This is a genomic window from Chromohalobacter moromii (genome assembly GCF_023091865.1).
Classification (GTDB): domain Bacteria; phylum Pseudomonadota; class Gammaproteobacteria; order Pseudomonadales; family Halomonadaceae; genus Chromohalobacter; species Chromohalobacter moromii.
The window spans coordinates 108,019-120,205 of record NZ_JAHXDI010000003.1 but is presented as its reverse complement, the minus strand read 5'-3'; the positions used below and the strand labels follow the sequence as shown (position 1 = coordinate 120,205).

Here is a 12,187-nt window from a genome sequence, read left to right as displayed (position 1 = left end):
CCATGATGACTTCACCCGTACGCATCCTGATGGTCGGCGAAGGCGCCATCGCCGGGATTCATATGCACGCCCTGGCGTCCATTCCCGAGGTCCACGTCGTGGCCGTGGCCGGCGGTGATGAGCAGAATACGCGGCGCTTTGCCGATACGTGGGGCATCGAGCGCGTCTTCACTGATTACGCGCATGCACTGTCGGCATCTGGAGTCGATGCCGTGATCCTGGCGACACCGAGCCCGTTACATGCCGACCAGGCCGAGCAAGCGATCGATGCCGGTAAACACGTCCTCTGCGAAATTCCCATGAGCCTGAACCTGGCGGATGCCGAGCGCATGACAGCGCGAGCCCGTGAGGCAAATACCGTTGCTATGGTGGCCCATACGCGTCGCTTCAATGCGCCGCATCGCGAAATGAAGCGCCGTATACGAACGGGAGAGTTCCACCTGCAACATCTGGTGAGCGAGACCTATTTCCTGCGTCGCGAAAACCTCAATATGCAAGGCGAGCCACGCGGCTGGACGGACCATTTGCTGTGGCATCATGCTTGCCATAGCGTGGACTTGTTTGCGTGGTTGCTGGACGATTTCGATTTGAAAGTCTGGGGTGGAAGAGGGCCGGTTCATCCCGAGCTGGGGATTGCCATGGATATGAATATTGGCTTGAAATCACGCAATGAGACCCTGGCCACCTTGACGCTTTCTTTTAACAACCATGGGCCGTTTGGTGGGTTTTATCGCTATATAGGCGAAGAAAACACGCTAATGGCCTATCGCGATGAGCTGAAGGATTATCAGGGAGAGGTGCTTGCTCTAGAGGGAGCCGGCTTTCAGGAACAGGATGCTGAATTCATCGCCGCCATTCGCGAATGCCGCACTCCGGAAGCAGCCTTTTCGCATTGCCTTCCTACCATGCGTCTTCTCGAAACATTGGAAAAACTCATGGGCTGACATGCACGAAACAGCATGATCTTTTTTGTCTCTCCATGAAAAAGGCTGGCGAAACGCCAGCCAAAATCACGATCGATCAATGTCCACGATGTTAGAACTGGAAGATGGCGCTCGCCTGGAGGCGGCTTGCGTCGTCGGAGTTGCCGTTGATCTGCTCGACATCGGCGTTCTGATACTCAAGGCCCACTGCCAGGCGTTGGGTAACATCCCAGATCACGTTAGCGAAGGCGTAATCGATAGTCTTGAACTGATCGCCATAACTATCGGGCATGTCCTGGTCTAGGCGTGAAAAGCCAACAGAGCTGAACCAGTCGTCGGTCCAATTATGGTTGAGTGACACACCGAAGGCACGCGTCTCGACAGCCTCGAGCTCGTTATTGTCGTTGACGTAGACATCGGGCGCGTTGCGGTGCCCAGTATTGCCGGGATTCCCCATGTAGTTACCGATACCTTCACCATAGGTCGCGCTACCATGCAGGCTCGTCATGGGCGTAAAGGGCAAGTTGAACTGTGCTTGCACCCCGTAACCGGTGGTTTCGTCATCCACGGTATTGGTGATGTTGTTGGTTGAGAGCTTGCGTGCGACGCCTGAAAGCGCGAACAGACGCTTGTATTCGTAGCGCACCGTCAAGTCGGGGAACTGGCTCTCACCATCGGCAACGCCTGCATCATCACGCGCGATGACCGTATCCGGATCCTCCACGGAAAACGACAGGTTGCCCGCGCCCACCGGCTGGGTGTAGCGCAACTGCGCCTGACGTTCGAAGGCATAGCCCTTGGGATCACCCAGTGCCAGGGTGCGCGTTCCCCCGACGAAACTCATGAAGTTCGTCCAGGTGCGGCCGGCGAGGAATCCGTTGAGCTCGCCGTAGGCATGACGCAGGTTGAAGGAGCCGTCGGGAATGAAGTGGCCTTCGAAATACGTCGTCAGGCGACCGTAATCGGTCATGGTGTGCGTGCGGAAGTTGAGCCGCGACTCATAGGCGGTGAAGTCGGTGCGTCCATCGGTGCGATTTCCCGCATCCATGATCGCATAGGGATCGGTGGCCTTGCCGAGGTTATAATCGAAGTCATAGAGCATATCGAGCTTGACGTAACCGCCGAAGGCGATGTCGGTCTCGGTGCCCGGTATGTTGATAGTCGAGCGATGATTCCATGGCGGCCCCACACGGCTGGGTTCGCCGGTGACGACGGGTTGTCCCGCTTCGACGACGTCGAAAGCGTGAGCGGGAGCCGCTGTCATGCCTGCCATACCTGAAACGAGTGACACGCAGAGCGCGAGTTTTGTCATCTTGAATGTTGTTATATCGGATCGCATTGGTGAGCTGCCCTTTGTAGGAAGTTATGAGCTTGGTGCGCATGAACGAGTATGCGTTTCTGAGTCGACGGGAAAATTAATTTTTCACCGTCTCCCTATGCTTTTTTCTGATGAAGCAAGGTCATATCTCTTTCGTCTATCCCCATGAACTCAGGAGGAAGGCCCATTTGTGGAGCGAATGATCTGAGGCGCATTTAGTTCCCCGGCTAATTTTTTATTGGCTTGTTAAGTTCGCAATACGAACCTTGATTCGTCTTGCGTACGTTAAACCTGAAAAAAAAAGCTATCCTTGTCAACGTAGAATGCATTTTGGGAAAGAGGTGTTTCATTAACTTTTTGTATTTAAAAGTTTTTCTGGTCGTTATACTTTGGTTGTGGCGTAAAATAGTGAATCGTTACAACTAGTTCTTGCGAGAGAGTGAGGCTGATGGTGGAGGCGGGATGTCACGACACGCCGAGGATGCCGAAGGTGGGAAGGGAAGCAAGAATCGTTCGATTAGGATGGCCTATGTGGCATCCAGGAAGGGAATCCAAAGGAAGGAATATCGCGCCCTTGGAGAAGCTCGCTGATAAGAGGCGGGAGGGCAAAAATGCGGTCTTGAAACACTCTAAGAAGAAATTTCCATTGACGCTAATGTCTCTTCCAAATGGCTTAGGTCGGATTGAGTAATGACGTCTTCCGGAAAGGGAGAGGGCTTCGCCTTGCTCGATGTGATGCCCACAAAATGGGTGTTGTTTGAGCGGGCGGCACGGTAGTCATTGTAGGAATCTCCGACCATCACGGTACGGGCGGGATCGTGATGGTGCGTGGCCATTAGCGTGGAGAGGCCATTGGTCTTATCGGGTGGAGCGCCAAGGACATCATCGAAATAGTCTGTCAGGTTTCGCCTTCTGATGACACGACGAAGTTCTTTCTGTGGAGTGGCTGACAGTAGATAAAGAGGGATTTTGCCACGCCAACGATCGAGAAAATCAATGGCACCCGCGATGGTTGGTGCTTGTGCCACTTGGGCCTCGGCTCGCTCCGCAAATTGATTGGATAGTGCCCGGATGCGTGCCTCCGATATCGGGCGCCCCAGGATGTGTGCCTCGATATGATGGAACTTGACGTCGCGTGGCTGGCCGCCTCCCCGTGACAGGTAGGCGAGAATGGCACGATATAAGGCCGGTGGTTGATCACGATAGAAATCGGCGAAGACGGTGCGCTTGAGACCGGCCGAATCGAGAATCACGCCGTCGCAGTCAAAAACCACGGCGTCTAAGCGGGACTCGATGGCATTGGACATGAAAAACTCGCGGGCAGGTTCTTGAAAAGGAGGCCCGGGCCATGCGGGCCTCGATCTTTATGTCTGACGATGGCGTAAAAGCACGCGCTTCAAGGGCGTATTGCTCAACAAGAGCAGGACCACAGCTATGGTGAGCACCAGCGACAGCGGGTTGGTGACCAGTGATAGCAGGAAACTGCCAGTGTCGTCGCCCACCGAAGACATCGCCTGCCGGTATGTCTTGTCCATCAATGGACCAAGAATGACTCCTAGAATCACCGGGCCCATCTGAAAGCGGAATATTTTCATGAAATACCCGAGTAGTCCGAAGCCCAGCATCCAGTAAACCTCCGTCATGCTGCTGTTGAGCGAATAGCTGCCTACCACGCACAGCACCAGAATGAGAGGAATCAGAATGGCTTTGGGAAGTTCGACGACTTTTGCAAACACCTTGATGCCGGTGAGGCCGAAAATGAGCAAGAAGATGTTAGCAAGTACTAGGTTACCTACTGTGAACCAAAAAATATGGGGAGCTTCAATCATCAGCATAGGCCCAGGGTTTAGGCCGTGAATGACAAGCGCGCCGATGATGATAGCCGTTACCGCGTCACCGGGCATGCCGAGTGTCAGCATCGGCACATAGGCTCCACCCACCGCGGCATTGTTGGCAGTTTCCGGTGCTACCAATCCCTCGTAGGCACCTGTGCCGAAAGGCCGGCTGGGCTTCTTGATCGAGCGCTTGGCATGGTCGTAGGCGAATAGAGAGGCAATGTCTCCACCAGTGCCGGGCAAAGCGCCGACGATCACGCCGATAACAGAAGTACGAATCGACAGTGGAAGAAACTTGAGTACCAGATGCAGCGAAGGAACGATCTTGTCGACTTTCTGGCGTACCGGTTTGGCATTGAGCTGGTGGAGTTGGAAAAAGGCTTCGGCTACCCCGAACATGCCGATCATGACTACCACATAGTGGATACCGCCCATCAATTGCATGCTGCCCATGGTGAAGCGGGGGGTGGCGGTCACTTGGTCGAGTCCCACCAGGCCGATGACGGCACCCAAGGCAGCGGCGAAGATGCCGCGGGATAACGATTCGGTGGCTAGGCTACCGACCAGCAAAAGGCCGAGAACGGCAATCAGGAAATAATCGCGTGGCGCGAATTGCAGGGCCATATCGGAGAGGTAGGGAGCCACGCTCGCCAGCACCGCAACACCGATGAGGCCGCCGATCACCGACATGACGGTACTGAGGCCAATGGCTTGCCCCGCTTCGCCTTTCTGTGCGAGGGGATAACCATCGAACGATGTCGCGACCGATGAGGGCGCGCCCGGAATGTTCAGCAATATAGCGGTACGTGATCCCCCGTAAACGCCACCAGTATAGATGCCCACAATGAGGGCCAGTGCATCGTTCACGTCCCATGAGAAGGTGAAGGAAATGAGAATCGATGTGGCCATGGTCACTGAGAGACCGGGAATCGCGCCCACGTAGATGCCGGCCAAGGTCCCGATAGCGGTCAGCATTAAGAGTGATGGGTCGAGCCAAGCCATCAGGAAATAAGACACTGAGTCAGCCATATAAGTAACCTCGCTCCATCAGGGCAGATAGACCTGGAAAAGCAGCTTGAAGAGGGCGTAGATGATGCCGGTAGCAACAGCGGTGACGATCGACGACGTCAGCAAGTGACCGCGGCGCAAGTAGACCTGCGAAACGAAAAGGAAGATCGCTGTGGCGGAAATGAAGCCCAGGAACGTCAACAAAAACAAGTAGCCGATCGCCATGGCTGAGAAGACGATGATGGCCAGCGGGAAGTGCTCGCTGAAGAAATGGCGAGCTTCGTCCAGTGCGCCTTGTGTCCCGGGCCCCGTGTGTCGGCGCTGGCCCCATAGAATGGCGACCATTGAGGCGATCATGATCGCGCCGAGCATGAGAGGAAAGGCCCCGGCGGAGTTGGGTAGATCGAAGCCGGTGATCCGGTAAGCTTCGTAGAGTACGCCTAGGCTGAGCAACAGCAACAGCACGTTGAAGGCGCGTTCACCGGCCTTGAGCGATGGATGATTGGACATGGCAGTCTCCATGCAAGCGCGGCGGAGTCGTGCTCCGCCGCGCTTCGTCGGATCGGGATTACGGCTTGGGAATGCCGACGTCTTCCGGGGATACCTTGGCGCTACCGGCTTTCTGCAGGGCCCAAGCGGTCACCGATTGCCAGCGCTCGAGGAACTGCCTGGCTTCTTCACCCTGAAGGTTGAGCGATTTGCCGCCGTTCTCGGAGAGGAAGTTTTGAAACTCCTCGTTGGCGACCCCTTTTTGATAGGCATCACTAAGGGCGGTGACGATGTCATCCGGCGTGTCTTCGTGTACCGCTACCGTCCAGAACGGCCCCCATGGCAGGTAAGAGTCGATGTCGGGTAGCGCTTGCGTGATGGGCGGTGTATCCGGCAGTTCCTCGATCTTTTCTTTGGTGACGACTGCCAGGCCCTTGAGCCGGCCGGCGGCGATCTGATCCTGGGCGCCGGCGAGGCTCAATGGCATGAAGTCGATATGATCGCCGAGAAGAGCGGTGATACCGGGGCCGTCACCGCCAAAGGTCACGTTGCGGACATCCAGGCTATCGACAGAGTTGATCATGGCCAGCACCGTGCTGGGCAGGCCGCCGGCACCGGTGCCGCCCATGCGCAGCTCGCCGGGATGCTCGTGGGCGTAGTCGAGTAGCTCGGCGAGGTTGTCGAATTGGCTATCGGCGGGCGCGGCGATGACCACAAGGCCCTGACCGATCACGTTGATGGGTGTCATGGCACTATAATCGAAATCGGCGAGGTCCATGACCGGATAGAGTTGCGGATTCTCGGCACCGTAGAGAACGGTGTACCCGTTAGCGGGTTGTTGCATGACCTGATTCATGCCGATGACGCCGGTACCGCCAGGGCGATTATTGAGGATGATGCTGGTGCCGAGTGCCTTTTCGACGTGGGGTGTCAGGCTTCGCGCCACGTTATCGGTGGCGCCACCGGCCCCCCATTGGATGATGCCCTGAATATTGCGCTCCGGGTAGTCGGCCAAAGCCGGCGAAGCGACTGTCAGAGCCCCGGCCGACAGGGCCAAGGTTGCCAGAATCTGCTTGATCATGGCGTGGTCCTCCAGGTGATCGAATTGTTGTAGCGGCGGCTGACCCAGTCAGCATGGTTTATGGGTGTTTGTTCGATAAGCGAATTATCGTCCTATCTGCGAACAAACTAGGGTTGGCATGCGGTGCTGTCAATCGCCAAACGTCCGACTACGACCAATGTCGAAGCAATTCTGGAACTCCGTACCAGAATTGACTTTTCGGCGCTCTGACCCCCATTACAAGGCGGTCTTCGGGGCCGTCGCGCTTGACAATATTGCGCGGAAAAAGTCCATAATGCGAACTAAAGAACGCTATGCGAACAAAAGCGAGCCGTTCGGCGACCATTATTCTACCGTAGATAATGTTATGTCGACGACGGCCCTTGTCCGACCACCAGGAGGCTGTCATGCGAGCCATTGCAACCGTATGCTTGAGCGGCGATCTGCGTAGCAAGCTAGAAGCCATCGCCCGGGCAGGTTATAGCGGTGTGGAGATATTCGAGAACGATCTCCTGACCTTCGACGGCTCGCCGAGCGATGTTCGCAGCCTTTGCGAGTCGTTGGGGTTGGCTATCCTCGCGTTTCAGCCGTTCCGTGACTTCGAGTCGATGCCCGAGCCTCAGCGCCGGCGCAATTTCGAGCGTGCCGAACGCAAGTTCGACCTGATGGAGGAGCTGGGCACCGACTTCCTGCTGGTCTGCAGCAACGTCTCGCCGCAGTCGTTCGACGACCTTGGTCGCGCTGCCGAGGATCTACGCGAGTTGGCCGAGCGTGCCGCCCGCCGCGGACTCCGCATTGGCTTCGAAGCCCTCGCCTGGGGGCGCCATATCAGTGATTACCGGGTCGCCTGGGATGTCGTGAAGCGCGCTGACCACCCGGCACTGGGCATCGTGCTGGACAGTTTTCATATTCTTGCGCGTGGCCACGAATTGGAGACCATGGCCGATATTCCCGCCGAGAAGATCGCTTTCGTGCAGATCGCCGATGCGCCGCTGCTCGACATGGACGTGCTGCAGTGGAGCCGCCATTTCCGCTGTTTCCCCGGCCAGGGGCGGTTACCGCTGGCGTCCTTCATGCAGGCGCTGGCGCGCACCGGCTATGCGGGACCGCTGTCGTTGGAGATCTTCAACGATGCCTTTCGCGCGGCGCCCACCGAAGCTACTGCAATCGATGGACTGCGTTCGCTGATCTGGATCGAGGAACTCGCCGAGGGCGCGGCCTGGTCCGAGGCGTCGCCGCCCGCGGTGGGCTACGACGGTGTCCATTTCATCGAATTTACGCTCGACGAGGAGAGTGCCGCGCCGCTCGGCGAGTTCTTCTCGGCGCTGGGCTTTCGTCATATCGGCCGCCATCGCTCGAAGAACGTCGAACTCTGGCATCAGGGCGACATCCACCTGGTACTCAACTTCGAGACCGATAGCTTCGCGCATACCTTTAGGCTGCTGCACGGTACGTCGGTGTGCGCGGTGGGAGTCAGGGTCAACGATCTCGATTCGGCGGTCACGCGAGCGGCGCACTACAAGGCGCAATGGTTTCGGGGACCAGTAGGCGAAGGAGAGATGGAGATTCCGGCGCTGCGTGGCATCGAGGGCAGCTTGGTCTACCTGGTCGACGACGCCCAGGCGCGCGAGATGCAGTGGAAGACCGATTTTCACCTCTTCGAGGATGGTCAGGACGATGATGCGGGATTGATCAACATCGACCACATCTCCTACGTATTGCCACCGACCCAACTGCTGAGCTGGCTGCTGTTCCACCGCACGGTGTTCGGCTTCGACGCCGGCACCGAACACGAGATCGCCGATCCGCACGGTATGGTGGTCAGTCAGACCGTGACCAGCCCCGACAACTCGGTTCGCATTCCGCTGACCGTGTCTTCGGCGCGTGAGACCTTGCCGGGTCGCTTCCTTTCGGAGCACCAGGGCGGGGTGCAGCAGATCGCCTTCGCCAGTGGCGACATCTTCGCCACCATTGATGCGATGCTTGCGAGAGGATTGCCAATGCTGCGCATTCCCGCCAACTACTACGACGACCTGGCGGCCCGCTTCGACCTCGACGATGAACTGCTCGAGGCGATGCGCAGCCGCAATATTCTCTTCGATCGCAACGACGACGGTGACTTCTTCCACGCCTACACCGAAACATTCATGGGCCGCTTCTTCTTCGAGGTGGTCGAGCGGCGTGGTAGCTATTCGCAGTTCGGTGCCGTCAATGCGCCGATTCGCCTGGCGGCCCAGGCCGGCCAGCAACGTTGATTTCACGGCGCCCGCCGGGCGCCGGCTTGACCTGACATTGAAGGAGTGAGCCATGCGCCTTGGGTTGATCGGCAAGGGCATCATGAATTCCAGTTCGCCCGACCTGCACGTGCGGCTGGGCAAGCTGACCGGCATCCCCGCCAGCTACGATCTCTTCGACACCCTGGTGACGCCGATCGACACGTTGGAGAGCCAGGTTCGCGAGGTCATGGCAGACGGTTATCGCGGCGTCAACGTCACCTTTCCCTACAAGGAGGAGGCGGTGCGCCTGGCAACGCGCGTCGGCGAGGGCGCGCGCTTGGTTGGCGCCGCCAACACCCTGGTCTTCCAAGACGACGAGATCCAGGCCGAGAACACCGACTTCACCGGCTTCATCAGCGGTTATCGGGCCACCGTCGGCGAGCGCCACCCTGGCCGCGTACTGCTGATCGGCACTGGCGGCGTGGGCAAGGCGGTCGCCTTCGGCTTGGGCAAGCTGGGCGCCGAAGAAGTGTTGCTGATGGATCTCGACACTGAAAAGGCCGAGCATCTCGCCCGAGAACTCGACCACGCCGGCTTCCCGGCTGCAGCGGTCGCACCCGAGGCACTGGAGTCGACGGCTGCGCGCTGCGACGGGCTGGTCAACTGCACGCCGATCGGCCATGAGAAGAGCCCGGGTTGCCCATTGCCTCCAACGCTCATTCGCGCCGACCAGTGGATCTTCGATGCCGTCTACGTGCCGGCGGTCACCGAGTTCATCGCCGCCGCCCGGGCGGTAGGGGCTCAAGTCGTCAGCGGTGTCAGTCTGTTCGTCTTCCAGGGCGTGGATGCCTTCAAATTTTTCTGCGAGGATGCCGACAAGCGGTTGCTGGCCGACGCTCAGGCCGCGACCCTGTTCGATCATTACAAGCAGACCTTGCTGCAGGAGGAGAATGCATGAGCGCGCATAAGATCCTGGTACTGCATGGTCCCAACCTCAACCTGCTGGGCACCCGCGAGCCGGACACCTACGGCCACGAGACGCTCGACGACATCAAGAGTCGCCTCTTCGAGAAGGCCGCTGTCAACGGCTGGGACATCGCCTGTCGGCAGAGCAATCACGAGGGTGAATTGATCGATGCCATCCACGCCGCGCGGACCGACGGCACCGATCTGATCGTCATCAACCCGGCCGCCTACACGCATACCTCGGTGGCGATCCTCGACGCCCTCAACGCCTACGATGGCCGAGTCATTGAGGTGCACCTCTCCAACATCCATAAGCGCGAGGCGTTCCGTCATCACTCCTACGTCTCGCGGCGCGCCGATGGCGTGATCGCCGGGCTGGGCAGCCGTGGCTACCTGCTGGCGCTCGATACCCTGTCCTGAACCTTCTCGCGTGCATGGTCGCTTCCACCATGACCCACGAGGACGCGACGTTCGCCATGTTGGTGCCATGCAGTAGCGCCACTTGAGCAGGTAGCGTGATACCGGTACTTGGCGCACTTTTCTCTAGATGTTTGCTGCGATGCCCGAGTGAGGCGTTCAGGCCGGGAAGAGGCGTTCATGAAAGTGCTGCTGGATAGGCCTCGAGTACCCATAGAAGACCGCTGATGGTGACGAAAGACAGCAGGGTGGCGAGCATCAGTGATGCGGTACACGACTCGCCGTGACCATAGCGCTGACCGAGAATGGGATAGACGCTGAGCATTGGCGCACTGGCGAGCACTACGGCTGCAGTGGCAAGAGCTGCGTCGATGGGGGGAAGCCACCAGAGCATCACGAGTATCAGCAGCGGATGCAAGACCAGTTTACCGAGCACGACCGGAGCAACGTCATGCAGCATGCCGCCAATGCGCAGCCCATATAAGGTGCCACCGATCACGAAGAGGGCGGCCGGCGCGGAAGCCGAGGCCAGCATGTCGACGGCCTTGAACAAGGGCGCCGGAATCTTGATACCGCTGAATGCAACGAGGATACCGCAGGAAATGCCGATCAGAATCGGGTTGCGGGCCAGTCGTGACACCGTCTTGCGAAGTGCGGTCAGGAAAGAAGCGCCTTGTTGACGCCCTGCCTCGGCGATTGCCAGTGCGGCCGGAATCATCAGCAGGTTTTCGACCACCATGCTCAGTGCCAGGGCAATCGCGGCGCTTGAGCCTACCACCATGACGGCGATGGGGTAGCCGATGAAGCCACTGTTCGAGGTCGACAGGCCCAGCGCCAGAATACTGCTTTCGCCGATGGGTTTGCCACGCTGGCGAGCGAACAACCAGGCGCCGAGGAACAGCAATGCAGACCCCCCACCATAGGCGATGAGATAAACAGGGTTGAAGATCTCGTCCAGCGGTCGCTGGACCAGCGCTCGAAAAATGAGGGCCGGTAGCGCAAAGTTGATCACGAATCCGCCCAGCCCCTTGACTTGCTCCTTGCTGAACAGGCGCAGCATCACAGCCAGATAGCCGAGACCAATGATCAGGAAGATAGGCGTGGTAATGGCCAGGATATCGAGCATGTCGGTTAACGACTCGGGGTATCGGTCATGGGTGGCTCACTCCGAGAACAGTTGCGATGCCTGGCTGCATTGCGAGAGTTCCTCGACGGCTTGCAATAGCTTGGGCGCCAGTTCGTGCATGCGGTCCTCCGTTAGCCGAACGCTGGGGCCCGCGACGCTGATCACACCGATGGTGTGGCCTTGCATGGGGTGGCGAATGACTGCGCCGAAGGCTGAGGTGCCCAATGCCGAGCTGTCGACGCAGCAGGTATAACCGCGTTCTCTAGCCAATGCCAGGCGGTCGAGCAGTTCATTGTCGGTACGCGGTGCGTTGGGGCCGAAGTGCTCTGGATTGTGGTGACCCTGCCGCTCAAGCAGTGCCAAGGCAGCTTGATCATCGAGGCTGGCTAGCCAAGCCTGGCCCGAGGCGGTGTATCGCAAGGGGGCCTCGCGTCCCATGTCGGGGTCGTAGCGTAGCCCAGTACGCGTGCCCTGGGCTTTGGCGATCCAAGTCTGACGATCGCCTTCGATGACGCCTAAACGCACCAGCTCCCCAGTCTCGTCCGCCAGCCGATCAAGAATCGGTTGCAGCACGTCGCTGGCACCGGTGCTGCCCAAATAACGAAATCCCAGCGCAATCAGGCGGGTCGATAGCCGGTAATGGCCGGTGCGCGTTTCTTGTCGAACGTATCCTTGCCGGCCCAGCTCATTGCAAATGCGATGAGCCGCACTCTTGGGAATGTCCAGCCGCTCGGCCAATCGCTGCAGTGGGATGCCATCGGGCTCGCTCGAGAGCGTCTCGAGCACGCGTAGCGTGCGTTCGATCAGGCTGCCAGCCATTTTTCCTTCC

General features: G+C 58.6%; 11 protein-coding genes. 4 read left to right on the top strand and 7 right to left on the bottom strand.

Features of this window, described 5'->3' with window-relative positions:
* The first annotated feature begins 5 nt into the window (after positions 1-5).
* Positions 6-944 (top strand): Gfo/Idh/MocA family oxidoreductase, encoded by a 939-nt coding sequence (locus tag KZO83_RS10545; protein WP_247620780.1) that lies wholly within the window; start codon positions 6-8, stop codon positions 942-944.
* Positions 945-1,035: 91 nt separating this feature from the next.
* Here the strand turns inward: KZO83_RS10545 and KZO83_RS10540 are convergent, their stop codons facing one another.
* The 5 genes from KZO83_RS10540 to KZO83_RS10520 all read right to left on the bottom strand — a co-directional run bounded on the left by KZO83_RS10540 (position 1,036) and on the right by KZO83_RS10520 (position 6,654).
* Entirely contained in the window at positions 1,036-2,187 is a 1,152-nt protein-coding gene (locus KZO83_RS10540; RefSeq protein ID WP_247620779.1) for a DcaP family trimeric outer membrane transporter, read from the bottom strand.
* A gap of 683 nt (positions 2,188-2,870) precedes the next feature.
* Positions 2,871-3,548 carry an HAD family hydrolase gene (locus KZO83_RS10535; protein ID WP_247620778.1) on the bottom strand — a complete coding sequence of 226 codons (678 nt, stop codon included), beginning with the start codon at positions 3,546-3,548 and terminating at the stop codon, positions 2,871-2,873.
* A gap of 57 nt (positions 3,549-3,605) precedes the next feature.
* The gene (locus tag KZO83_RS10530; RefSeq protein ID WP_247620777.1) at positions 3,606-5,105 is read right to left on the bottom strand and encodes a tripartite tricarboxylate transporter permease; all 1,500 of its coding nucleotides are present in this window, start codon (positions 5,103-5,105) and stop codon (positions 3,606-3,608) included.
* Between the two features lie 18 nt (positions 5,106-5,123).
* On the bottom strand, positions 5,124-5,594 hold the full coding sequence (locus tag KZO83_RS10525) for a tripartite tricarboxylate transporter TctB family protein (protein WP_247620776.1): 471 nt from the start codon (positions 5,592-5,594) through the stop codon (positions 5,124-5,126).
* Between the two features lie 58 nt (positions 5,595-5,652).
* Positions 5,653-6,654, bottom strand: a complete 1,002-nt coding sequence (locus tag KZO83_RS10520; RefSeq protein WP_247620775.1) for a tripartite tricarboxylate transporter substrate binding protein — start codon at positions 6,652-6,654, stop codon at positions 5,653-5,655.
* Positions 6,655-7,040: 386 nt separating this feature from the next.
* Here KZO83_RS10520 and KZO83_RS10515 point away from each other — a divergent pair, with 386 nt between their 5' ends.
* Genes KZO83_RS10515 through aroQ form a run of 3 tightly spaced genes read left to right on the top strand, consistent with a single transcriptional unit; the run spans position 7,041 to position 10,235 of the window.
* Positions 7,041-8,888, top strand: coding sequence for a bifunctional sugar phosphate isomerase/epimerase/4-hydroxyphenylpyruvate dioxygenase family protein (locus tag KZO83_RS10515; protein WP_247620774.1), 1,848 nt, complete (start codon positions 7,041-7,043; stop codon positions 8,886-8,888).
* Positions 8,889-8,940: 52 nt separating this feature from the next.
* Entirely contained in the window at positions 8,941-9,807 is an 867-nt protein-coding gene (locus tag KZO83_RS10510; RefSeq protein ID WP_247620773.1) for a shikimate dehydrogenase family protein, read from the top strand.
* Positions 9,804-10,235, top strand: a complete 432-nt coding sequence (aroQ, locus tag KZO83_RS10505; RefSeq protein ID WP_247620772.1) for a type II 3-dehydroquinate dehydratase — start codon at positions 9,804-9,806, stop codon at positions 10,233-10,235. The genes KZO83_RS10510 and aroQ overlap by 4 nt, the downstream gene beginning before the upstream one ends.
* Positions 10,236-10,410: 175 nt before the next feature.
* Here aroQ and KZO83_RS10500 read toward each other — a convergent pair whose 3' ends face one another.
* Positions 10,411-11,358, bottom strand: coding sequence for an AEC family transporter (locus KZO83_RS10500; RefSeq protein WP_247620771.1), 948 nt, complete (start codon positions 11,356-11,358; stop codon positions 10,411-10,413).
* Positions 11,359-11,394: 36 nt separating this feature from the next.
* Positions 11,395-12,177 (bottom strand): IclR family transcriptional regulator, encoded by a 783-nt coding sequence (locus KZO83_RS10495; protein ID WP_247620770.1) that lies wholly within the window; start codon positions 12,175-12,177, stop codon positions 11,395-11,397.
* Positions 12,178-12,187: the final 10 nt, after the last annotated feature.

Bases quoted from the DNA above. Each gene is read 5' to 3' on its own strand.
- KZO83_RS10545 (WP_247620780.1), top strand. From the start codon at position 6: ATGACTTCACCCGTACGCATCCTGATGGTCGGCGAAGGCGCCATCGCC.
- KZO83_RS10540 (WP_247620779.1), bottom strand. From the start codon at position 2,187: ATGACAGCGGCTCCCGCTCACGCTTTCGACGTCGTCGAAGCGGGACAA.
- KZO83_RS10535 (WP_247620778.1), bottom strand. From the start codon at position 3,548: ATGTCCAATGCCATCGAGTCCCGCTTAGACGCCGTGGTTTTTGACTGC.
- KZO83_RS10530 (WP_247620777.1), bottom strand. From the start codon at position 5,105: ATGGCTGACTCAGTGTCTTATTTCCTGATGGCTTGGCTCGACCCATCA.
- KZO83_RS10525 (WP_247620776.1), bottom strand. From the start codon at position 5,594: ATGTCCAATCATCCATCGCTCAAGGCCGGTGAACGCGCCTTCAACGTG.
- KZO83_RS10520 (WP_247620775.1), bottom strand. From the start codon at position 6,654: ATGATCAAGCAGATTCTGGCAACCTTGGCCCTGTCGGCCGGGGCTCTG.
- KZO83_RS10515 (WP_247620774.1), top strand. From the start codon at position 7,041: ATGCGAGCCATTGCAACCGTATGCTTGAGCGGCGATCTGCGTAGCAAG.
- KZO83_RS10510 (WP_247620773.1), top strand. From the start codon at position 8,941: ATGCGCCTTGGGTTGATCGGCAAGGGCATCATGAATTCCAGTTCGCCC.
- aroQ (WP_247620772.1), top strand. From the start codon at position 9,804: ATGAGCGCGCATAAGATCCTGGTACTGCATGGTCCCAACCTCAACCTG.
- KZO83_RS10500 (WP_247620771.1), bottom strand. From the start codon at position 11,358: ATGCTCGATATCCTGGCCATTACCACGCCTATCTTCCTGATCATTGGT.
- KZO83_RS10495 (WP_247620770.1), bottom strand. From the start codon at position 12,177: ATGGCTGGCAGCCTGATCGAACGCACGCTACGCGTGCTCGAGACGCTC.